Below are 21176 nucleotides of genomic sequence, written 5' to 3'. Positions count from 1 at the left end.
GGGCCCGGCTCAGCGGTAGCAGTAGGAGTCGGAGGAGGCGTCGCCGCCGGCCAGGTGGGTCTGGTGGACGCGCAGCCCGCCGAAGGCGTCGCCGTGCGGGAAGAAACGCGCGTCGGGGCGCAACCCGCCCCGCTCGGTGTCGGCGTCGAGCTTGGCGAGCCAGGCGCCGGTGCCCTCGGGGTAGAACTGGTCGTCCCAGGCGCCGTACAGGGAGTTGGTCAGGTAGACGCGGCGGCCGTCCCTGCTGATCTCCACCATCTGGGGCCCGCCGGAGAGCGGGAGGTCCGGGGCGGCGGGGTGGGCGGCGCGGGCGGTGATGCCGCCGAGCCGCACCGAGGCGGTGTGCCGGGGCCGGAAGGGGTCGCGCACGTCGTACTGGTGCAGTTCGCCGGTGCCCCAGGCCGAGACGTACAGCCAGCGGTCGTCGACGGAGAGGTTGATGTCGGTGATCAGCGGCGGGACGGCGCCGAAGGGCCGGAGCGCGGGCGGCAGCAGCGCGGGGTCCGCGGGCTCCGCGGGCAGGGTGACGACCTTCCGCGCGGCGAAGCGGTCGCCGTCGCGGTGCCACAGCCACACCGAGGCGGACAGGTCGGCGACGCTGACGACGACGCCGGCGAACCCCCAGTCCCGGCCGGGGTCGTGGGCGGGGCGGAGTTCGAGGACCATCTGGTGCTCGTCGCCGAGGTCGATCCGCTGGAGGTGGCGCCCGGTGTCCAGCTCCCAGAAGTGCAGGGCGTGGCCGTAGCGGCGGCCGAGCAGCAACTCGGGGTCGAGCCCGCCCTCCACCATGCCGGGGGTGCCCCACTCGCTGGTGACGGCCACGTTGTGGTGGAGGTGCCACCACACGTCGTAGGCCAGGTGCTGGGGCCCGCGGTCGGTCTCCCAGGCGCGCAGCACCTCGAAGGTCTCGTGATCCAGGAGCGCGACCCCGCCCGGGCCCTCCTCGTCCCCGGCGCCGCCGAGGCAGGAGAGGAACACGCCGTCGGGGCCGCAGTGCAGGGTGTGCGGGCGCGAGTAGCCGGCCTTGGCGGCGAGTTCCGCGGCCGGGATCACCTTCACCAGGCGGGGGCGGGCCGGGTCGGGCCTGGTGTCGTAGACGTGCAGGCGGGAGGAGCGCAGCCCGGGCAGCAGCAGGTAGCGGCGCTCCGCGTGGTGGTGGCCCGCGTGGGCGAGGGCGCTGGAGCAGGCGTTCCAGCCGAAGTGGTGGAGTTCGTCGCCGAGCGTGCTCAGGTCGGTGCGGGCCAGGACCCGGCCGTAGGTGTCCGAGGTGGGGTCGGTGCCGACGGTGAACAGGGCGTCGGGGCGGGCGGCTGCGCGGTCGAAGCCGGCGACGTACGCCAGCGGTTCCGGTGGGGCCGCGGCGGCCTCGGCGGGGCTGCGGTACAGCGTCGGGTCGGCGTGCGCGTGGGGGCGGGCGGCCGACTCGTCGTGCGCGTGGGCGGCGCCCCGGCCGCCCGCCGGGGGCGGGAGGTGTGGGGTGGCGCCCCCGGGCTGGTGGGCGGCGTGGCCGCCGTGGCCGTGGTCGCCTTCGTGGCTGTCATGGCTGTCATGGCCGTCGTGGGCATGCCGGGGGTGCGGGTCCGTGGGCATCAACGGGCTCCTGGGGTCGTGGCGTTGGCCGGCCGGTCGTCTGCGGGGCTTCAGTGCCCGGGACAGACGGCGGTGCTCACGCGCTCCAGGTCGACGTGCAGCCTTCGGCTGAAGTCGGGTCGCAGATGGGCCGCCACGCACCCGAGCGTGGCACAGGCGCGGTGCGTTGCCAAGGGTGCGGGCGGGCGCCGGGGTGGGGCGCGGGCCTCGGGGCCCTTCGCCTGCGTTCTGGCGCGTTCTCGTGCGCGACGTCTGTACGCCGGGCGCGTTCGGGGCCAGCTTCTTAGGTGGCGTCCGCGCACCCGCGGGACGCCAGGGACCTCGGGAGGTTGCTGATGGCAAGGACCGATGTCGAGAAGGCACTGCTGGGGCATGCGACGTACCGCAGCCTCGGCGAGCAGAGGCTCTCCCCCGCCGAGGAGCGGTTCGAACGGGCCAGGCAGACGACGGGGATGTGGCTGGCTCCGCTGGTGGCGGCCGTCTTCCTGGCGCTGCCGCTGGACATGGCGCCCAGTCAGCAGACGCTGGCCGGGGTGCTGCTCGGGGTGGTGGTGCTGTGGGTGACGGAGCCGGTGCCCATCCCGGTGGGCGGGCTGATCGGGGTGGGCTGCATCGTGCTCTTCGGGGTGGTCTCGCCCGACGAGGCGCTCGCGCCCTTCGGCTCCACGACGATCTTCACCTTCATCGGCGCGTTCATCCTGGCGCAGGCGATGCTGAAGCACGGCCTGGCCAGGCGGTTCGCCTTCCGCATCCTCGCCCTGCCCGGGGTGGGGCGCTCGACGGTGGGCGTCATCCTCGCCTTCGGGGTGATCACCTGCCTGCTCTCGGCCTTCGTCTCGAACACGGCCACGGTGGCCATGCTGCTGCCCACCGCGCTCGGCATCCTGACGGTCATCGCGAAGCTGCTGCAGGACCGCGGGCTGGTGGCCGAGGACTTCGATCCGGCGCGGCTGCGGGTGGGCGCGGCGCTGGTGCTGATGCTGGCCTACGGGGCGAGCGTCGGGGGGCTGCTGACGCCGGTGGGCTCCCCGCCGAACCTGATCGGCCGCGGCCTGATCGAGCAGGCGACGGGCGAGAAGATCTCCTTCGCGCAGTGGATGGGCACGGCGCTTCCGGTGTGCCTGCTGATGTTCGTGGTGCTGGCGGTGGTGCTGCTGTTGCTGAACCGGCCGGAGATCCGCCGGCTGGAGGGCATCGAGGAGTACGTGGCCGGGCAGCGCGCGGAGTTGGGGCGGCTGTCGCGGGCGGAGTGGAACACGCTGGCCGCCTTCGGCATCACCGTCGTGCTGTGGGTGACGCCGGGCGTGGTGGCCCTGGTGGCGGGCACAGACTCCTCCGTCTACGACACGGTGTCGAACCGGCTGGACGAGGGCATCGTGGCGGTGCTCGGCGCGGCGCTGCTCTTCGTGCTGCCGACCGACTTCGCGCGCCGGGAGGCGACGCTGAACTGGAGCGACGCGGCCCGGATCGACTGGGGCACCATCCTGCTGTTCGGCACCGGCATCATCTTCGGCTCGCTGCTGGCCTCCACCGGTCTCGCGGAGACGATCGGCACCGAGACCAACGACTGGCTCGGGCTGGAGGGCGAGTTCGCGATCACGATCTTCGCGGCCCTGCTGGCGATCCTGGTGTCGGAGACGACCAGCAACACGGCCTCGGCCTCGGTGGTGGTGCCGATCGTGCTGCCGATCGCGTCGGCGGCCGGGGTCGATCCCTTCGTCCCCGCGCTGGCCGCCACCTTCGCCGCCTCGTTCGGCTTCATGCTCCCGGTGTCCACGCCGCAGAACGCCATCGCCTACGGCTCGGGGGTGGTCAGGATCACCACGATGATCCGCTCGGGCCTGGCCTTCGACGTGCTGGGGGCGCTGCTGATCATCCTGGCGATCCCGGTGATGGTGGACGTGGTCGGGCTCGGCTGACCGGCTCGCCCCGGCGGCGTCAACGGCTCCGGCGGCCCGAGCGGCTGCGGAAACGGCGGCGGCCCGTCCGGCCGGGCCGGCTCAGTCGGTGGCCGACCGGCCGCCGCAGGACTCGCGCACCACGAGGGTCGGCCACAACTGCACCCGGTGCACGGGGCGTTCGCCGCTGTCGGCGAGGCGGGCCAGGGCGAGTTCCGCGGCCAGGGCGCCCAGCCGGTGCTTCTGCGGGCGCACCGCGGTCAGCGGCGGGTCGGAGGCGGCGGCGACCTCGTCGTCGTAGGTGACGACGGCGAGTTCGTCGGGGACGGCGATGCCGAGCTCGCGGGCGCGTTCGAGCATGCCGATGGCCTCGCGGTCGGAGTGCACGAGCAGCGCCCGCACGCCGCGCCTGCGGCAGCGGCGCAGCACCTCGTCGTAGGCGGCGGACCAGCCGGGCGTGCCGTAGGCGGGCACGTCGGTGTCGAGGTGCCCGTGCGGCGGGAGTTCGAGGGAGGCCACGGTCTCCTGCCAGCCGGCCCGCAGCGCCCGGCTGGTGGGGCTCGACCGGGAGGTGACCAGCGCGATGTGCCGGTGCCCCAGGGTGACGAGGTGGCGCACGGCGAGCCCGGCGCCCAGGGCGTGCGCGGTGGTGGCCGCGTCCAGGGCCAGGGTGGGCAGCTCGGGCGGCGGGAGGCGTTCCACCAGGACGACGGGCTGGGGCAACGCGCCGAGCCAGCGCAGGAGTTCGCGCCCGGCGGTCCCGGCGGTCGTGGGCGCGGCCAGCAGGGTCTGGGCGCCGCGCTCCAGCAGTCCCGCGATCTGGCGGCGGTCCTCGGTGCCGTCGTAGCTGGCGGCGCGCACCACCAGGCGCCCGCCGGCCGCGGTCACCGCGGCCTGGGCGCCCTGGACGATCGGCGGCCAGTAGTAGTCGACCGAGGGCACGACCATGCCGACCAGGGCGCGGGCCGCCGCGGGGCCGAAGGGGGTGGGGTGCGGCTCGGCCCCGGCGCCGCCGGCCTGCCGGTAGGGCAGGGTGACGCCGCCGTGGACCCGGCGCACCAGGCCCCGGTCGGCGAGCGCGGTGACGTCGCGGCGGACGGTGACCGCGGAGACGCCGAGCCGGCCGACGAGGTCGGCGAGCCGGACGGTGCCCTGGCTGCGGACGGCGGCGAGGATGCGCTCCTGGCGCTCCCACGCGAGGGTCATCGGCGAACCTTCACTTCTGATCGTTATTGATCGTTCCAGATCGTTCTCGTTCCGAATGATTGACTCCGCACTATCGCACAGGTTGGAGTGTGCGCCACCACCGATCGCTCCCTTTCCCCAGCACCCCCGGGAGGAACGACCCCATGGCGCCGCATACCGACTGGTCGCGCCGCGCGTTCCTGCGCGCCGCCTCAGGCTCCGCCGCGCTGGCCGCGGGCGGAGCCACCCTCCTGTCCGGCTGTTCCTCCCGCACGACCGCTTCGGGCGCCACTCGGGTCCGCATCTGGTCGTGGATGACCGGCATGGACAAATACGTGGCCGCCTTCAACGCCGCCCAGCGGGAGGTCCACGTCGAGCTGAGCGTGATCGCCGCCGGCCTCTCCGGGGGCTACGCGCAGCAGACGAACGCGATCCGCGCCCACAACGCCCCCGACATCCTGCACGTCGAGTACCAGGGGCTGATCCAATTGCTGGCCACCGGCGGCCTGCGGGAACTCACCGAGGACCTCGCCGACCTGGCCGAGGGCTACACCCCGGCCGCCTGGCAGGGCGTCAGGCCCGACGGGCGCACCTGGGCCGTCCCGATGGACTTCGCCCCCATGGCCTTCTACTACCGCAAGGACCTCTTCGACGAGCACGGCATCGAGGTGCCGCGCACCTGGGAGGAGTTCCGGCACACCGCGGAGGCCGTCCGGCAGGCGGCGCCCGGCTCCCGGCTGACCACCTTCCCGCTCAACGACGGCTCCTTCTTCGCCGGCATGTCCTGGGGCGCGGGCGACCCCTGGTGGCGGATCGAGGGCGACACCTGGCTGGTGGACGTCGCGGGCGAGGGCACCCTGCGCACCGCCGCGTACTGGCAGGACCTGATCTCCGCCGGGCTGGTGCAAAGCGCGGGCACCGGCACCCAGGACTGGATCTCCAGCATCCACTCCGGCCGGCTGTGGGGCCTGCTCGGCGCCTCCTGGAGCGTGGGCACCCTGAAGAAGTCCATCCCCGACGACACCGGCCGGTGGGCCATCGCCACCATGCCGGTCTGGGACGCCTCCGCCCCGGCCAACGGGGTGCAGGGCGGCACCGCCTTCGGCATATCGGAGGAGAGCGAGGTCGCCGAGGCCGCCCTGACCTTCCTGCGCTGGCTGAGCACCGACCCCGAAGTCGTCCGCGTCGGCTCGGAGTTCACCTCCCCCTTCCCCGCCTGGCTGCCCAGCCGCGAGGTCGCCCGCGAGGTGGTGCCCGGCGACTGGTTCGTCGGCGACCCGGTCTACGACGTGCTGGACGAGGCCGCCGCCCGCGTCCCCGACTGGACCTGGGGCCCCACCTCGCTCGGCCTGTTCGCCACCCTCTCCGACGCCTTCGCCGAGGTGACCACCGGCGGCACCACCCTCCCGGACGCCGTGCGCCGGGTGCAGTCCTCGGCCGTGTCCGACATGCGCGACCGCGGCCTCTCCGTCCGGGAAGGGAGCCCCGCATGACCGTCCTCGCCCCCACCACCGCCGAGGAGACCCGCCCGCCCGGCGCCCCCGCCCCCGGCCGGCCCCGCCGCGGCGGCCGGGCCCCGCTCGCCGCGCTGCTGCTCGCCGGGCCCTTCGCGCTGCTGCTCCTCGGCACCGTCCTGGTGCCCATCGGCTACGCGCTCTACCTCAGCCTGTTCACCGAGCGCCTGTCGGGACTCGGCTTCGACGGCCCCCACGACGTCTTCGTCTGGCTGGGCAACTACGCCGACGTGCTCGGGGACGGCGCCTTCCGCGACAGCGTGGGCAACGTGGCCGGGTACGCCCTGGTGCACGTGCCGCTGATGCTCGGCATCGCGCTGGTCCTGGCGCTGCTGCTGGACAGCGCCACCGTGCGGCTGCGTCAGGTGTGGTCGCTCGCCGTCTTCCTGCCCTACGTCGTACCCGGCGTGATCGCGGGCCTGATCTGGGCCTACCTGTACAGCCCGAACATCGGCCCGCTCCAGGACCTGCTGCCCTGGGACCCGCTGGGCGGCAACGGCGTCCTGCCCTCCCTGGTCACCATCACGACCTGGCAGTGGACCGGCTACAACATGATCATCTTCTACACGGCGCTGCGGACCGTCCCGCGCGACGTGCTGGAGGCGGCCAGGGTGGACGGCGCGGGCCCCCTCCGCACCGCCTGGTCGGTCAAGGTGCCGACCATCCGCCCGACGATCTTCGTCGCCCTGGTGTTCACCGTCATCGGCTCGCTCCAGCTGTTCACCGAGCCGCTGGTCCTGCGCTCCTTCACCGGCTCGGTCACCAGCACCTGGACGCCGAGCCTCTACGTCTACGAGGAGGCGTTCATCAGCAACGACTACGGCCGCGCCGCCGCCGCCTCGATGCTGCTCGCCCTCGCCTCGGCCCTGCTCTCGGCGCTCGTGATGCGCCTGTCCGCCCGGAGGTCGCGTTGAACACCACCGGCTCAGGCTCCCGCTGGACCTCCCGGGGGGCCGTGCACGCCCTGCTCCTGATCGCCTCCCTCTACAGCCTCCTGCCGCTGGTGTGGCTGCTGACCTCCTCGACCAAGAGCCTGGGCGACTTCTCCACCACCGGCGCCTTCGCACTCGGCGGCTTCCACCTGTGGGACAACCTCGGCGACCTCTTCGCCGAGGAGGACGGCGTCTTCCTCGACTGGGTGCGCAACTCCCTGCTCTACGCCGGACTCGGCGCCGTCCTCGGCTCGCTGATCTGCGCCGCCTGCGGCTACGCCATCGCCAAGCTGCGCTTCCCCGGCCGCCGCCTGCTCTTCGCCGTCACCCTGGCCGGGGTCCTGGTGCCCACCACCGCGCTGGCCCTGCCGCTCTACCTGCTCGCCTCCCAGCTGCGGCTCGTCGACACCTTCTGGGCCGTGTTCATCCCCCTGCTCACCAACCCCTTCGGCGTCTACCTCGCCCGCGCCTACGCCGACGCCGCGATACCCGACGAGGTGCTGGAGGCCGCCAGGATCGACGGGGCCGGGGAGCTGCGGATCTTCTTCACCGTCGCGCTGCCCATGATGCGGCCCGGCGTGGTGACGATCCTGCTCTTCCAGTTCGTCGGGATCTGGAACAACTTCTTCCTGCCCCTCGTCATGCTCACCGACCCGCACCTGTTCCCGATGAACCTCGGCCTGTTCCAATGGAGTTCCCGCGTGACCCAGTTCCCCCAGTACAGCCCGCTGGTCATCACGGGATCGCTGCTCGCGGTGGTGCCCCTGGTGGCCGCCTTCCTCCTGCTGCAGCGCCAGTGGCGGTCCGGCCTGGCCTCGGGGAGCCTGAAGTGACCCGCAGGCCCCACACGCTGCTCGCCATGGACCCGGCCTGGCTCGGCACCCAGTTCGGCGGCCGGGAGCTGACCCGGCTGCGCGCCCTGGCCACGCTCGGCGAGCCGTGGGCCGCGCACCGCCTCGACGCCCCCGCGGTGCGGCGCCGGCTGGCCGAGGTCGAGGTGCTGCTCACCTCCTGGGGCTGCCCCGAGCTGACCGGGGAGGTACTGGACGCCGCCCCCAGGCTGCGGGCCGTGCTGCACGCCGCGGGCAGCGTCCGCCCGCACGTCACCCCCGCCGTCTTCGACCGGGGCCTGCTGGTGACCACGGCCGCGGGCGCCAACGCCGAGCCCGTCGCCCAGTACACGCTGGCCGCGGTGCTGTGGGCGTTCAAGAAGGTGCCCTTCCTCGCCGCCGACGCGCGCCGCTTCCGCACCGACTGGAGCTACCGGGATGGCCGCGGCGAACTCAGCGGCCGGGACCGCACGGTGGTGCTGGTCGGCTTCTCCCGGATCGGCCGCCGGGTCGCCCGGCTGCTGGCCCCCTTCGCCCGCGTCCTGGTCGTCGACCCGATCGCCGACCCGGCCGCGATCGCCGCCGCCGGAGCCGAACCCGCGCCCCTGGCCGAGGCCCTTCCCCTGGCCGACGTGCTGAGCCTGCACGCCCCCGCCCTGCCCTCGACCCGGCACCTCATCGGCGCGGCCGAGCTGGCCGCGCTGCCCGCGCACGCCGTGCTGATCAACACCGCCCGCGGCTCCCTCGTGGACACCGCCGCCCTCGAACACGCCTGCGCCGCGGGCGAGTTGCACGCCATCCTCGACGTCACGGAGCCCGAGCCGCTGCCGGACGACTCGCCGCTCTACGACCTGCCCAACGTCGTCCTCACCCCGCACGTGGCCGGCTCGCTCGGCTCCGAGACCCGCCGGATGGCCGCCGCCGCCCTCGACGAGCTGGAGCGGTACGCCGCCGGGCTGCCGCCCCTCGACCCGGTCACCCGCGAGTCCCTGGGGGTGCAGGCGTGAGGCCCACCCCGCCGTCCTGGCTGCCCGCACCCGACCCGGAGCTGTCCCCGCACACCGGCTGGACCAGGGCGCACTGGGCCGCGTACGCCGACAAGCTGCTCGCCGCCGTGGAGGCCCACCGTTCCCCCGGCGGCGCCCGGGTGGCGCTGCCGGGTCCCGCAAGCGCCTACGGGAGGGACTCGGACGGGCTGGAGGGCTTCGCCCGCACCTTCCTGCTGGCCGGCTTCCGGGTGGCGGGCGAGGGCGGCGCCGACCCGCTGGGGCTGCTCGAACGCCACGCCGCCGGCCTGGCCGCGGGCACCGACCCGCGCTCGCCCGAGTACTGGCCGCGGCCCGACCGGCTCGGCCAGGCCAAGGTGGAGGCGGCCTCCCTGGCGCTGATCCTCCAACTGACCAGGCCCTGGCTGTGGGACCGCCTGGACGACCGGGTCAGGGAACGCGTCGTCGCCTGGCTCGGCACCGTCGTCGGGCAGCCCTATCCCCCGATCAACTGGGTGTGGTTCCGCATCGTCGTGGAGTCCTTTCTGCGGGAGGTGGGCGGCCCCTGGTCGAGGGCCGACGTCGAGGCCGACCTCGCCGTCCACGCCTCCCTGCGGCGGGAGGGCGGCTGGCTGAGCGACGGGGCCGGCGAGCGCGCCTTCGACCACTACACCGGCTGGGCCCTGCACCTGTACCCGGCGCTGTGGACCCGCCTCTTCGACGTCACCGGCACCCTGTGCCCGCCCGCGCTGCGCGCCCGGTGGGACGCCGACCTGGCGCGTTACCTGCAGGACGCGGTGCGGCTGATCGGCGCCGACGGCTCGCCCCTGCTCCAGGGCCGCAGCCTGGTCTACCGCTTCGCCGCCGCCGCCCCGCTGTGGGCCGCCGCCTTCGCCGGGGTGGACGCCCTGCCCCCGGGGCTGACCCGGCGGGCCGCGAGCGGCCTGGTGCGGCACTTCGCCGACCGCGGCGTGCCCGGCGCGGACGGGCTGCTGAGCCTGGGCTGGTACGGCCCCTGGCCCGCGATGCGGCAGGCGTACTCGGGCCCCGGCTCGCCCTACTGGGCCGCCAAGGGCCTGCTCGGCCTCGCGCTCCCGGCCGGCCACCCGGTGTGGACCGCGCCGGAGGAGCCGCTGCCGGTGGAGCGCGAGGACGTGACCCGGGTGGTGGCGGCGCCGGGCTGGCTGGTGTCGGCGCGGCGCGCGGACGGCTTCGCGATCGTGCTCAACCACGGCACCGACCACGCCGCCGAGGGAGCCGAGACCGCCGACGCGCCCCTGTACGCCAGGCTCGGCTACTCCACCGCGACCCTGCCGCCGCCAACCGGTCCGGCCGTGGCGGACCCGCTGGACAACAGCGTGGTGCTGCTGGACGCCGCGGGCCGCGCCACCCACCGCTCCGGCTTCGCCACCCTGTTCGCGCGGCGGCTGCCTGGCGGGGTGCTCGCCGCGGCCTCCCGGGGCCGGGCGCACTGGGTCGACGCGCGCGCCGACGCCTCGCCCGACCACGGCTCCGGCCGCGCCGGCGCGGTCCTGCCCGGCCCGCTGCTCACCGTGGCCTCGCTGCTGCGGGACGGGGTCGAGGTGCGGCTGGCCAGGATCGAGGAGGGCGGCGCCCCCGCGGAGGGCGCCGCGGCCTTGCTCGCGCTGCGCTTCGGCGGCTGGCCCCTCGCGGCGGACGAGGAGCCGAGGACCGCGGCCCGCGAGGCGGCGGGAACCGGGTCCGGCGGGGAGGCGGGGGCCGGGGCGCGCGCGGAGCCGGGCCACGGCGCGGCCGGGGCCGCCACCGTCGGCGGGCTGCGCTCCGCGCTGTACGGACTGCGGGGCCTGGGGCGCGCCGGCGTCGCCCTGGCGCGGGACGCGAGCCCGCTGGGCCGCGTCACCGCGGTGCCCTGGCTCGCCACCGCCGCCGCGCCGCGGCCCGGCGAACTGTACGCCGCGGCCGTCCTGCTCGACCGGACCGGGGCCGCGGGCGCCCTGCCGCCCGGGGCGCCCGCGCTGCCGCGCGTCGTGCCCGGCGCCCTCCCCGGCACCCTCACCGTGCACTGGCCCGCGACCCGCGGCGGCCTCCCGGCGCTCGCCACCGCCCTCACCCTGCCGCCGCCCCCGGGCGGCGGGCCGCCCGCGCCGGCCGAGGGGGGCGCCGCGCCGTAGGGACCCCGCGGGGCCGCGTCGCCCGGATCTTCGCGGGGCCGCCCCGGCGGCCCCGCGTGCCCGCGCGGCCGGGCGCTCAGGAGCCGGGGGCCGCCGGGGCGGGCTCCCGCAGCATGAACACGTCCACCGCGTCCTCGGACTCGGCGGCGAACCCGTGCCGTTCGTACAGCCGCCGCGCCCTGCTGCCCTGCAGCACGTTCAGCCGCACCCGGGTGCCCTCCCCGTCGCAGCGCTCAAGCAGCCGTTCGAGCACGGCCGCCCCGATGCCGCCGCCCTGCAAGTGCGGGGCCAGGTAGAAGTGTTCGAGCCAGCGGGCGTCGCGTGCCGGGCGGAGCGCCACGCAGCCGGCGAACTCCCCGCCCACCTCGATCACCCAGGTGTGCCCGGGGACGAACCCGTCCCGCAGCCGCTGCCGTACCCGCACCTCGTCGTACCGCCCGAGCCGTTCCAGATCCGCCCGCAGCACCGCGGCCCGCAGCTCGGCCACCGCCTCGACGTCCGCCGCCGAGGCCGGCCGGAGTTCCCAGTCCGCCATGGCCGCCAGGCTATCCTCCCCTTCCTCCCCCTTCCTCCCTCGTCCTCCCTCGTCCTCCCTCCGTTCCCGTCCCGCCTCCCCCGTTCCCCTCCCCGTTCCGTCCCCCGTCCCCTGCAGAGGAGTTCCCGTGGCACCGACGCACACCTACCGCATCGCCGCGATACCCGCCGACGGCGTGGGCCCCGAGGTGCTGGCCTCGGCCCGCGCCGTGCTGGACGCCCTGGCGGCCGACTCGCACGGCGCGTTCGCCTTCGACTGGGAGGAATTCCCCTGGGGCTGCGGCCACTTCGAGCGCACCGGCCGGATGATGGACGAGGACGGCCTGGAGCGGCTGCGGGAGTTCGACGCGATCTGCTTCGGCGCCGTCGGCTGGCCCACCGTTCCCGACCACGTCAGCCTGTGGGGCCTGCGGCTGCGGATCTGCCAGAGCTTCGACCAGTGGGCCAACGTCCGCCCGGTCCGCTTCCTGCCCGGCGTGCGCAGCCCGCTGCGCGCCGCCGACGCGCACGCCCTGGACTGGGTCGTGGTCCGCGAGAACAGCGAGGGCGAGTACGCCGGGCTCGGCGGGCGCAACTTCGCCGGGCGCGGCCCCGGCGGCGAAGTGGCCGTGCAGTCCGCGCTGTTCACCGAGCGCGGCTGCGAGCGCGTCATGCGCTTCGCCTTCGAGCTGGCGCGCACCAGGAGCCGGCGCAAGGTGTCGAGCGTCACCAAGAGCAACGCGCAGCAGTACGGCATGGTCCTGTGGGACGAGGTCTTCGCCCGGGTGGCCGCGGACTACCCGGACGTGGAGACCGAGAGCGTGCTGGTGGACGCCATGTCGGCGAAGTTCGTGCTCAGGCCGTGGGAGCTGTCGGTCGTCGTCGCCTCCAACCTCAACGCCGACATCCTCTCCGACCTCGGCAGCGCCCTGGCCGGCAGCCTCGGCCTCGCGCCCAGCGCCAACCTCAACCCGGAGCGCCGCTTCCCCAGCATGTTCGAGCCGGTGCACGGCTCGGCGCCCGACATCGCGGGCCGCGGCTGGGCCAATCCGATCGGCGCCGTGGGCAGTGCGGCGATGATGCTGGAGCACCTGGGCCTGCCCGCGGAGGCGGCCCGGGTGGAGCGGGCGATCGCCGCGGTCACCGCGGCCGGGGTGCTCACCAGGGATCTCGGCGGCACCGCGGGAACGGCCGAGGTGACCCGGGCCCTGGTGGATTCCCTCGGCGGCTGAGCGGGAGCCGGGCGGCGGCGGCCCGCGGCGGGCGCCGGTTCCGGAACCGGCGGCCGGGGCGTACCGGGGCCCGGGCCTGGGAAAGCCTGCGGGGGGCTCTCGCCAGGCCGCGGTGAAGCGCTTAACCTTCTCCGGGGCCGGCAGCCCTCGCAAAGCGACGCGAGCCGCACAAAAGCACTGCTTCGAAAGGCAGCACAACCATGGCACCACCACTGGGCGTTCAGCTCTACACCGTCCGCGAGGCACTGGCCGCCGACCGCAACGGCGTGCTCGCGCGCATCGCGGAGCTCGGGTACAAAGCCGTGGAACCCTTTCAGCCGACCGACGACCCCGAGGGCTTCCGCCGCGTCGCGGACGACCTCGGGCTGACCATCCCCGGCGCGCACGCGATCGCGCTTCTCGACGAGGAACCCGGCCCCGTCTTCGAGGCCATCGCCACCCTGGGCGCCGAGCTGGCGATCGTGCCCGCCGGCATTCCGCACGAGGACTTCACCACCGCGGAGGGCATCGGCCGCGCCGCGGAGCGCCTCAACGCGCTGTCCGAGCTGGCCGCGGGGCACGGCCTGCGGCTCGCGTACCACAACCACTGGTGGGAGGTGGAGCCCCTGGTCCAAGGCCGGCACGCCCTCGACGTCCTGGCCGGCGAGCTGGCCGAGCAGGTCGCCCTCGAAGTGGACACCTACTGGGCGGCCGTGGGCGGCGCGGACGTGCCGGGGCTGCTCGGCCGCCTCGGGGACCGGGTGCGGTCCCTGCACGTCAAGGACGGCCCCCTCGCCAAGGAGCAGCCCCACGTGGCGGTCGGCAGCGGCGCCATGGCGGTGCCGGAGATCCTGGCCGCGGCGCCCGGGGCCTGGCGCGTGGTCGAGCTGGACTCCTGCGCCACCGACGTCTTCGGCGCCCTCGCCGAGAGCCGCGCCTACCTTGACGGCCTCGGGGAGGCGGCGTGAGCCCGCGCGGCCCGGTGGGCGTCGCCCTCGTCGGCGCCGGCAACATCAGCGGCCAGTACCTGCGTGCCCTCGGCGGCTTCCCCGACACGGAGATACTCGGCATCGCCGACCTCGACGTGGCGCGGGCCGAGGCCGCCGCCCGGGAGCACGGCGTGCCGGTCGCGGGCGACCCGGACACCGTGCTCGCCCTCCCCGAGGTGGAGATCGTCGTCAACCTCACCCACCCGGCCGCGCACGCCGAGGTGGCCACGGCGGCGCTGCGCGCGGGCAAGCACGTCTACGGCGAGAAGCCGCTGGCCGCCACCGCCGAGGCCGGCGAGAAGGTGCTGGCCGAGGCCGCCGAGCGCGGGCTGCTGGTGGGGTGCGCCCCCGACACCTTCCTCGGCGCCGGGCTCCAGTCCGCCGTCCGGGCGGTGCGGGCCGGGCAGATCGGGACGCCGATCGCGGCGACCACCGCGGTGGCGAGCCTGGGCCCGGAGTCCTGGCACCCGGACCCGGCCTTCTTCTACCAGCCGGGCGGCGGGCCGCTGTTCGACATCGGCCCCTACTATCTGACGGCCCTGGTCGCGCTGTTCGGCCCGGTCGCCGGGGTGGTGGCCACCGCGACGCGCGGCCACCACGAGCGGGTCGTCGGCTCGGGGCCCAAGGCCGGGGAACGCTTCCCGGTGGAGGTGCCGACGCACGTCAGCGCGCTGATCGAGTTCGTCTCCGGGCCGCGGGCCAACTCGGTGTTCAGCTTCGACTCCGCGGCGCACCGCATCATGTTCGAGGTGACGGGCAGCGAGGGCACGCTGGCCGTCCCCGACCCGAACACCTTCGGCGGGCCGCTGCGGCTGCTGCCCAACGGCGAGAGCACCTGGCGGGAGCTGCCCGTGGAGGGCACCACCGCCGGCCGGGGCCTGGGCGTGCTGGAGATGGCCCGGGCGCTGCGCGCGGGCGAGCCGCACCGGGCCTCCGGCTCGCTCGGCCTGCACGTGCTGCGGACCATGACGGCCATCGTCGAGGCCGCCGAGAGCCGCGCGTACCGCTCCCCGGACGCCCCGGCGCTGCGCGGCGGCGGCGGGACGCTCACCACGCCGGAGCCGTTGCCGCTGGGCTGGGACCCCACGGCGGCGCTGCTCGGCTGAACCGGCCGCCGGCCCCGCCGTGCCCTCCCCCGGGGGCGCGGCGGTGGCCGCGGCCCGTGCGGGGCGCGGTCAGGCCCCGCCCGCAGGCCCGGTGCCGCGGCGGGCGGGGCGCCCGCCGAGGCCGGTGCGGGGAAAGGGGCCGCGCAGTTCCTCGGTGATCTCCCACAGCCGGGCGGCGGCCTCCCGGTCGAGGGACTGCGCCGAGGGGGCGACGGGCGTGAACCTGTCGTAGTAGCGGCCCGGCATCACCTCGGGGGCCGTGGCCAGGTGGACCAGGGGGCGGGCGCCCCTGGCGGGCGAGGCGAGCAGGTAGCGGGCGGTGCGGTTGAACAGCCACAGCGCCGGGTTGCGCAGGCCGCGCACCAGCCGGGTGCGCACCATGCCCGGGTGCAGGGCGACCATCGTGAAGCGCGGGTTCCTGCGCTGGAATTCGTGGGTGAACAGCAGGTTGGCGAGCTTGGTGCGGCTGTAGGCGAGGAACATCTGGTAGCCGCGCTCGCTCTGGAGGTCGGCGAAGTCCAGCTCCACCCTGCCCCCGGAGAGCGTGGCCCGGTGCCCCTCCGAGTTGGTGTTCACCACGCGCCCCTCGCCCCGGGCGAGCAGCGGGAGCAGCAGCCCGGTCGTCGAGTAGGGCGCGAGGTGGTGCACGGCGAAGTTGAGCTCGATGCCCTCCGCGGTCAGCCGGCGCCTGGGCACCATCACGCCGGCGTTGTTGAGCAGCGTGTCGACGCGGTCGGTGCGCTCCCCGATCCGGCCGGCGACCGCCTCGATGCCCGCCAGCGTGGAGACGTCGCCCGGGATGAACTCGGCGCCGCCCGGGTGGCGGGCCAGGGCGGCGGCCAGGCGCCTGCCCCGCCGCTCGTCGCGGCCGACGAACAGCAGCCGGTGGCCGCGCGCCGCCAGTTGCCTCGCCGCCTGCCATCCGATGCCCGAGGTGGCGCCGACCAGGACCACGGTGCGGGCGCCCGCGGCCGGGACCGCGCGCGGCGTGTGGACCTCGGACATGGGTGTTCCGCCCCCCGCCTCGCCCTCGACATGGAGGGAGTGACATGTACGAATGGACATGTACAAGTGTTGGGGTGCGCGGGGACGCGTGTCAAGATGGGTCCTTCCTGCTTGATCACCGAGGGAGCCTCCGATGTCGCTGCGCCACGGCCTGCTCGGCCTGCTCGCGGAGGGGCCGGCGAGCGGGTACGACCTCGCGCGCCGGTTCCAGGAGGCGCTCGGCACCGTGTGGCCCGCCCAGCACCCGCGGATCTACGCGGAGTTGTCCCGGCTGGCGGAGGCCGGGCTGATCGAGGTGGACAGCCACGGGCCGCGCCGCAGGAAGGCGTACCGGATCACCGGGGAGGGCCTCGCCGAGGTACGGCGGTGGCTCGCCGAGGGCGAGGTGGACCACACCTTCCGCATGGAGACCCTGCTGCGGGCGTACTTCTTCTGGCTGATGGAGCCCGCCGAGCTGCGGGCCCATCTGGAGCGGGAGCGGGCCTTCTACGCCGAAACGGCGCGGACGCTGCGCGCCTACGCGCGGGCCAAGGACCGCGGCGAGTGGGGCACGGGACCCCAGGTCCGCGCCATGCGGGTGGCCCTGGAGGCGGGCATCCGGATCAACGAGGCCCTCGCCTCCTGGGCCGAGTGGGCCAGGGAGACGGACCCGATGGCCCCCGGGTCCCCGGGGTCCCCGGGGGCGGCGGCCTCCCCGGCGCCGGCCGCGGCGCCCCCGCCGGAAGCGGAGGGCTGAGCCGGGCGCGCGGGCCCCCGCCCCGGGCGGGACGGCGGCGCGCCCGACCGTCCCCGGCCCGCCCTCAGCCGCGCCCCGCGCTCGCCCGTGCCCCGCGCCTCACCCGCCTCTCACGCCTCGCCCGCCCCTCACGCCTCGCCCGCCTCTCAGCCGTGCCTCGCCGCGTCCGCGCCGAAGCCCGGGGTGCCGCCCGCGCGCCGCAGCCAGCGGAGCACCGGCACGGCGAGCACCACGAAGACCGCGGCCACGACGCGGAAGGCGACCGACATCGCGTCGGTGAAGGCCGTCGCGTCCCCGGCGCCGCCCGCCGAGGCGGCGAGCGCCCGGCCGGGCGCGCCGCCGGAGTGGTGCCCGGCGAGCACCGTGCCGACGACCGCGACGCCGAGCGCGCTGCCGATCTCGCGGGCCGCGCTGCCCAGGCCGGCGCCGAGCCCGCCGCGGCCGTCCGGCAGGGCGTTCACCACCGCCGCCGACAGCGGCGGCATCGCCAGGCCCATGCCGAGGGCGAGCAGCAGGAGCAGCGCCGCGTACGCGGGGTAGGGGGTGTGCCGGTCGAGCAGCGAGAGCAGGATCAGCCCGGCGGCCAGGGCCAGGAATCCGGCGGCCACCAGCGGCCCGGGGCCGAGCCTGCGGGCCAGGACCGCGGCCCGCGCCGAGACGAGCATGCCGAGGCCGATCGGCGCGATGGCCGCGCCGGTCAGCGCGGGCGAGTAGCCCTTGGCGAGTTGCAGGTACTGGGCGTTGACGTAGAACAGCGAGAACAGCCCGAAGAACACCGCGGCCAGCCCGAGCACCCCCGCCCGCAGCCCGGGCGCGGCGAACAGCCGCGGGTCCACCAGCGGGTGGGCCGCCCGCAGCCCGTGCCCGGCGAACGCGGCCAGCAGGAGCGCCGCCACCGCGAGCGCGCCGAGCACCACGGCGCTGCGCCAGCCGCGTTCCGGGCCCTCGACGATGCCGAAGAGCAGCGCGAGGAAGCCACCGGCGAGCAGCGCCGTGCCCAGCGGGTCCACCGGCGCCGGGTGCCGTGCCACCCGCGGCACCCGGCGGGCGGCCAGCGCAAGCAGCAGCAGCGCGATCGGCGTCACCGACCAGAACAGCCCCCGCCAGGGCAGGAATTGGAGCGCGAGCCCGCCGCCGAGGTTGCCGAGCGTGCCGGCGATGCCGGTGGCCGCCGTCCACACCGCGATGGCGTGCGGGCGGCGTTCCGCTCCGGCGCAGTGCAGCGCGAGGGCCAGGGTGGCCGGCATGACCAGGGCGGCGCCCGCGCCGGTCAGGGCCCTGGCGGCGATCAGCGCGCCGGTTCCCGGGGCGAGTGCCGAGAGCGCGCAGCCGGTCGCGAACACCGCGAGCCCGGCGAGCAGGGCCCCCTTGCGGCCGAGGCGGTCGCCGAGCGCCCCGGCCGGTATCAGCAGGCAGGCGAAGACGAGGACGTAGGCGTCCACGATCCACAGCAGCCCGGTCGCCGAGGGGTGCAGGGAGCTTCCGGCGAGCTTCGCGGTCGCCAGATTGGTGGCCGCGACCAGCGCGACGCACAGGGTCACGCAGGCCGACATCAGCGCGAGCACGCCGCGGGCCGGCGGCCCGGCGGCGGAGCGCGGGGCGACGGCGGAGGGCGCCGGGGAAGCCGGGGAGGTTCGGGAAGCCGGGGCAGCCGGCGGAGTTCTGGGTGTCATGCCAGGTACCGTGACAGCGAGCGAACATGACTTCAAATGCAACTTTGGCAAGGGATCAATGCATTCAACGCAACTGCCGCGCCTCGACCTCAACCTGCTGATCGCGCTCGACGCCCTCCTGGAGGAGGAGAGCGTCACCGAGGCGGCCAGGCGGCTGCACCTGTCGAGCCCGGCGATGAGCCGCACACTCGGTCGCATTCGCAAAGCGCTGGGCGATCAGGTGCTGGTGCGCTCGGGCCGGGTGATGGTCCCGACCCCCAGGGCCCTCGCGCTGCGCGGCGAGGTCCGCGAGCTCCTGGAGCGGGCGCAGGCGCTCTTCCGGCCCCCCGCCGAGCCCGATCCCGCCACCCTGGAGCGGACGTTCACCCTGCTCGCGGACGACGCGCTGCTGACGGCCTTCGGCATGCCGCTGCTCGCGCTGCTCGGGGAACGCGCGCCCGGCGTGACGCTGCGCCTGCTCCCCGAGGGCCCGGAGAACTCGCGGGCGCTGCGCTCGACCCGCGTCGACCTGGAGATCGGGGTGCCGGGCGAGACGGCGCCCGAGACGCGGGTGGCCCCCCTGTTCACCGACGAGAACATCGGCGTGGCGCGCCGGGACCACCCGCTGTTCTCCGGGGAGATCACGCCCGGGCGCTACGCCGCGGCCGACCACGTCACGGCCTCGCGCCGCGGCCGGCTGCACGGCCCCATCGACGAGGCGCTCGCCGGGCTCGGGCTGCGGCGTCGCGTGGTCGCCTCGCTGCCCACCCACTCCGCCGCCCTGCTGGTCGCCGCGGGCAGCGACCTGGTGGCCAGGACGGGCCGCCGGCTCGCGGGGCCGGTGATCGAACGGCTGGGGCTGCGCACCTTCGAGATCCCCCTGCCGCTGCCCCCGCTGCCGGTCGCCCAGTCCTGGCACCCGCGCTTCGACGGCGACCCGGCCCACCGCTGGCTGCGCGCCACCGTGCGGGAGGTCGCCTCCGGCCTTCGCCCCGGCGCCTGAGCGCCGCCCGCCGCCGCGGCCCTGGCGCCCTTGCGCCCGCCCACCCTCGCTACCCTTCGCACACAGTTCCGTATTACGGTCGGCGCATGCTGACAACCGGGACCCCGGCCCACAACTGGGCAGGAAACATCACCTTCGGCGCCGCGCGCGTGCACCGCCCCGCCACCCTCGACGAGCTGCGCCGCACCGTCGCCGGCGCCGCGCACGTGCGGGTCCTGGGTACCGGCCACTCGTTCAACCGCCTCGCGGACACCCCGGACGACCTCGTGCGCGTGGACGGCCTGCCGAAGCGGATCGAGCTCGACCCGCAGGCCGCCGCCGTGACCGTGAGCGCGGGTCTGCGGTACGCCGAGGTCGCCGCCGAGCTCGCCGCGGCAGGCTTCGCACTCGCGAACCTCGCCTCGCTGCCCCACATCTCGGTCGCCGGCTCGGTCGCCACCGGCACCCACGGCTCGGGCGACGCCCATCAGGGCCTCGCCTCCGCCGTGACCGGGCTCGAACTCGTCGGCCCGGAGGGCGACCTGGTGCACCTGACGCGCGCGGCCGACCCCGGCCGCTTCGCCGGCGCCGTGGTCTCCCTGGGCGCCCTCGGCGTGGTCACCGAGCTGACCCTGGCCGTCGAGCCCGCCTACGAGGTCGCCCAGTGGGTGTACCTGGACGTGCCCCTCGACGCGGTGGCGGCCGGGTTCGACGAGGTGACGGGCGCCGCCTCCAGCGTCAGCACCTTCACCGACTGGCACGGCGGCACGGCCACGGTGCTCCTCAAGCGCCGCCTCGACCGGGAGGGCGGCGGCCACCCCGGCGCGGACTGGCTGGGCGGGCGCCTCGCCGACGCGCCCTGGCACCCCATCGCGGGGATGCCCGCCGAGTTCTGCACCGGGCAGCTCGGCGTGCCGGGCCCCTGGCACGAGCGGCTGCCGCACTTCAGGCCCGAGTTCACCCCGAGCCGCGGCGAGGAGCTGCAGTCCGAGGTCTTCCTGCCGCGCCGGGCCGCCGGGGAGGCCATCGCCGCGCTGCGCGGGCTCGGCGGGGCCCTGGCGCCGGTCCTCCAGGTCTCCGAGGTCCGCACGATCGCCGCCGACGAGCTGTGGCTCTCCCCCGCCCAGGGCCGCGACTCCGTCGCCTTCCACTTCACCTGGGTCAAGGACGCCGAGGCGGTCGCCCCGGCCGTGGCCGCGGTCGAGCGGGCGCTGCTGCCGTACGGGGCGCGCCCGCACTGGGGCAAGCTGACCTCGCTGTCCGCCGAGGCCATCGGCGCCGCCTACGAGCGGCTGCCCGACTTCCGGCGCCTGGCGCTCGTCCACGACCCCGCGGGCCGCTTCCGCAACGCCCACCTGGACGAGCTGCTCGGCTGAGGCGCCGGCGGGGCCGCGCCCCCCGCCGTTGCCGCTCCAGGACCAGCCCTGGCACCCCAGCCGGTGGTCTCCGCGGCCGTGTCGCAGACGCCGGCCCCGGTCCACCCCCGGGCCCCCGCCGCCGAATGGCCCGGGTTCGGCCGCGGAACTAGCCTGACGACATGGACGACAAGGACATCATCGCCCGAGTCGGGCAACTCGTCGCCGAGGAACGCGACCTGCGCGAGAGCTCCACCGGCCGGGGCCTCGGGGCGGCGGAACAGGCCAGGCTGCTTGAGGTCGAGGCGGGGCTCGACCAGTGCTGGGACCTGCTGCGGCAGCGCCGCGCGAAGACCGAGTTCGGCGCGGACCCGAACGAGGCGGCGATGCGCCCGGCGCCCGAGGTCGAGGGCTACGATTCCTAATGGAGATGTCAAGCGGCGGCCGTGACGGGCGGTATGGGCTCGTAGCACCGTCCGTCACGCAGGAGGGCCCACAGGACGTTGACCCGTCGGCGGGCGAGCGCGAGCACGGCTTGG

18 protein-coding genes are annotated in these 21176 nt (G+C 75.7%); 13 read left to right on the top strand and 5 right to left on the bottom strand.

Annotated features, from left to right (window positions below; genetic code table 11):
- Positions 1-9: 9 nt before the first annotated feature.
- Positions 10-1590: a selenium-binding family protein gene (locus D7294_RS28920; RefSeq protein ID WP_241562701.1), complete on the bottom strand. Its 1581-nt coding sequence runs from the start codon at positions 1588-1590 to the stop codon at positions 10-12.
- Positions 1591-1925: 335 nt separating this feature from the next.
- On the opposite strand from D7294_RS28920, the gene D7294_RS28915 reads away from it, so the two are divergent.
- On the top strand, positions 1926-3509 hold the full coding sequence (locus tag D7294_RS28915) for an SLC13 family permease (protein WP_120684764.1): 1584 nt from the start codon (positions 1926-1928) through the stop codon (positions 3507-3509).
- Between the two features lie 81 nt (positions 3510-3590).
- Here D7294_RS28915 and D7294_RS28910 read toward each other — a convergent pair whose 3' ends face one another.
- On the bottom strand, positions 3591-4694 hold the full coding sequence (locus D7294_RS28910; RefSeq protein ID WP_120684763.1) for a substrate-binding domain-containing protein: 1104 nt from the start codon (positions 4692-4694) through the stop codon (positions 3591-3593).
- A 143-nt stretch (positions 4695-4837) separates the two neighbouring features.
- Between D7294_RS28910 and D7294_RS28905 the strand changes: the two genes are divergently transcribed.
- From D7294_RS28905 to D7294_RS28885, 5 genes are read left to right on the top strand one after another with little or no spacing between them, the layout of a single operon-like run.
- Positions 4838-6166 (top strand): ABC transporter substrate-binding protein, encoded by a 1329-nt coding sequence (locus D7294_RS28905; RefSeq protein ID WP_120684762.1) that lies wholly within the window; start codon positions 4838-4840, stop codon positions 6164-6166.
- Positions 6163-7101 (top strand): carbohydrate ABC transporter permease, encoded by a 939-nt coding sequence (locus tag D7294_RS28900; RefSeq protein WP_120684761.1) that lies wholly within the window; start codon positions 6163-6165, stop codon positions 7099-7101. Before D7294_RS28905 ends, D7294_RS28900 begins: the two co-directional genes overlap by 4 nt.
- Positions 7098-7952 carry a carbohydrate ABC transporter permease gene (locus D7294_RS28895; RefSeq protein ID WP_206619581.1) on the top strand — a complete coding sequence of 285 codons (855 nt, stop codon included), beginning with the start codon at positions 7098-7100 and terminating at the stop codon, positions 7950-7952. Before D7294_RS28900 ends, D7294_RS28895 begins: the two co-directional genes overlap by 4 nt.
- A gap of 26 nt (positions 7953-7978) precedes the next feature.
- The gene (locus D7294_RS28890) at positions 7979-8956 is read left to right on the top strand and encodes a hydroxyacid dehydrogenase (protein WP_174248466.1); all 978 of its coding nucleotides are present in this window, start codon (positions 7979-7981) and stop codon (positions 8954-8956) included.
- Positions 8953-11088: a DUF2264 domain-containing protein gene (locus D7294_RS28885; protein WP_241562700.1), complete on the top strand. Its 2136-nt coding sequence runs from the start codon at positions 8953-8955 to the stop codon at positions 11086-11088. The genes D7294_RS28890 and D7294_RS28885 overlap by 4 nt, the downstream gene beginning before the upstream one ends.
- Before the next feature lie 76 nt (positions 11089-11164).
- On the opposite strand, the gene D7294_RS28880 is transcribed toward D7294_RS28885, so the two are convergent.
- Positions 11165-11623: a GNAT family N-acetyltransferase gene (locus tag D7294_RS28880; RefSeq protein WP_120684759.1), complete on the bottom strand. Its 459-nt coding sequence runs from the start codon at positions 11621-11623 to the stop codon at positions 11165-11167.
- 127 nt (positions 11624-11750) lie between these two features.
- Between D7294_RS28880 and D7294_RS28875 the strand changes: the two genes are divergently transcribed.
- The 3 genes from D7294_RS28875 to D7294_RS28865 all read left to right on the top strand — a co-directional run bounded on the left by D7294_RS28875 (position 11751) and on the right by D7294_RS28865 (position 14907).
- Complete coding sequence (locus D7294_RS28875; protein WP_241562699.1) at positions 11751-12833, top strand: tartrate dehydrogenase; 1083 nt, start codon at positions 11751-11753, stop codon at positions 12831-12833.
- A 200-nt stretch (positions 12834-13033) separates the two neighbouring features.
- Entirely contained in the window at positions 13034-13780 is a 747-nt protein-coding gene (locus D7294_RS28870; protein ID WP_120684757.1) for a sugar phosphate isomerase/epimerase family protein, read from the top strand.
- Positions 13777-14907 carry a Gfo/Idh/MocA family protein gene (locus D7294_RS28865; protein ID WP_241562698.1) on the top strand — a complete coding sequence of 377 codons (1131 nt, stop codon included), beginning with the start codon at positions 13777-13779 and terminating at the stop codon, positions 14905-14907. Before D7294_RS28870 ends, D7294_RS28865 begins: the two co-directional genes overlap by 4 nt.
- Positions 14908-14976: 69 nt before the next feature.
- Here D7294_RS28865 and D7294_RS28860 read toward each other — a convergent pair whose 3' ends face one another.
- A complete protein-coding gene (locus D7294_RS28860) occupies positions 14977-15912 on the bottom strand; it encodes an SDR family NAD(P)-dependent oxidoreductase (RefSeq protein WP_158674710.1) in 936 nt (311 codons plus the stop codon).
- 133 nt (positions 15913-16045) lie between these two features.
- Between D7294_RS28860 and D7294_RS28855 the strand changes: the two genes are divergently transcribed.
- Positions 16046-16648, top strand: coding sequence for a PadR family transcriptional regulator (locus D7294_RS28855; RefSeq protein WP_120684755.1), 603 nt, complete (start codon positions 16046-16048; stop codon positions 16646-16648).
- A gap of 146 nt (positions 16649-16794) precedes the next feature.
- On the opposite strand, the gene D7294_RS28850 is transcribed toward D7294_RS28855, so the two are convergent.
- On the bottom strand, positions 16795-18201 hold the full coding sequence (locus tag D7294_RS28850) for an MFS transporter (protein WP_241562697.1): 1407 nt from the start codon (positions 18199-18201) through the stop codon (positions 16795-16797).
- A gap of 178 nt (positions 18202-18379) precedes the next feature.
- On the opposite strand from D7294_RS28850, the gene D7294_RS28845 reads away from it, so the two are divergent.
- The 3 genes from D7294_RS28845 to D7294_RS28835 all read left to right on the top strand — a co-directional run bounded on the left by D7294_RS28845 (position 18380) and on the right by D7294_RS28835 (position 21062).
- Complete coding sequence (locus D7294_RS28845; RefSeq protein ID WP_120684753.1) at positions 18380-19303, top strand: LysR family transcriptional regulator; 924 nt, start codon at positions 18380-18382, stop codon at positions 19301-19303.
- Between the two features lie 86 nt (positions 19304-19389).
- Entirely contained in the window at positions 19390-20658 is a 1269-nt protein-coding gene (locus D7294_RS28840) for an FAD-binding protein (protein WP_120684752.1), read from the top strand.
- 161 nt (positions 20659-20819) lie between these two features.
- Positions 20820-21062 carry a DUF2630 family protein gene (locus D7294_RS28835; RefSeq protein ID WP_120684751.1) on the top strand — a complete coding sequence of 81 codons (243 nt, stop codon included), beginning with the start codon at positions 20820-20822 and terminating at the stop codon, positions 21060-21062.
- The last annotated feature ends 114 nt before the right edge of the window (positions 21063-21176 follow it).

Origin of the sequence: Streptomyces hoynatensis, assembly GCF_003626535.1 — a bacterium.
Lineage (GTDB): Bacteria > Actinomycetota > Actinomycetes > Streptomycetales > Streptomycetaceae > Streptomyces > Streptomyces hoynatensis.
The sequence above is the reverse complement of the archived record's forward strand: the minus strand, read 5'-3'. Positions and strand labels throughout refer to the sequence as shown.

Bases quoted from the DNA above. Each gene is read 5' to 3' on its own strand.
- D7294_RS28835 (WP_120684751.1), top strand. From the start codon at position 20,820: ATGGACGACAAGGACATCATCGCCCGAGTCGGGCAACTCGTCGCCGAG.
- D7294_RS28915 (WP_120684764.1), top strand. From the start codon at position 1,926: ATGGCAAGGACCGATGTCGAGAAGGCACTGCTGGGGCATGCGACGTAC.
- D7294_RS28855 (WP_120684755.1), top strand. From the start codon at position 16,046: ATGTCGCTGCGCCACGGCCTGCTCGGCCTGCTCGCGGAGGGGCCGGCG.
- D7294_RS28920 (WP_241562701.1), bottom strand. From the start codon at position 1,590: ATGCCCACGGACCCGCACCCCCGGCATGCCCACGACGGCCATGACAGC.
- D7294_RS28850 (WP_241562697.1), bottom strand. From the start codon at position 18,201: ATGTCGGCCTGCGTGACCCTGTGCGTCGCGCTGGTCGCGGCCACCAAT.
- D7294_RS28870 (WP_120684757.1), top strand. From the start codon at position 13,034: ATGGCACCACCACTGGGCGTTCAGCTCTACACCGTCCGCGAGGCACTG.
- D7294_RS28900 (WP_120684761.1), top strand. From the start codon at position 6,163: ATGACCGTCCTCGCCCCCACCACCGCCGAGGAGACCCGCCCGCCCGGC.
- D7294_RS28840 (WP_120684752.1), top strand. From the start codon at position 19,390: ATGCTGACAACCGGGACCCCGGCCCACAACTGGGCAGGAAACATCACC.
- D7294_RS28880 (WP_120684759.1), bottom strand. From the start codon at position 11,623: ATGGCGGACTGGGAACTCCGGCCGGCCTCGGCGGCGGACGTCGAGGCG.
- D7294_RS28905 (WP_120684762.1), top strand. From the start codon at position 4,838: ATGGCGCCGCATACCGACTGGTCGCGCCGCGCGTTCCTGCGCGCCGCC.
- D7294_RS28890 (WP_174248466.1), top strand. From the start codon at position 7,979: ATGGACCCGGCCTGGCTCGGCACCCAGTTCGGCGGCCGGGAGCTGACC.
- D7294_RS28910 (WP_120684763.1), bottom strand. From the start codon at position 4,694: ATGACCCTCGCGTGGGAGCGCCAGGAGCGCATCCTCGCCGCCGTCCGC.
- D7294_RS28845 (WP_120684753.1), top strand. From the start codon at position 18,380: ATGCATTCAACGCAACTGCCGCGCCTCGACCTCAACCTGCTGATCGCG.
- D7294_RS28860 (WP_158674710.1), bottom strand. From the start codon at position 15,912: ATGTCCGAGGTCCACACGCCGCGCGCGGTCCCGGCCGCGGGCGCCCGC.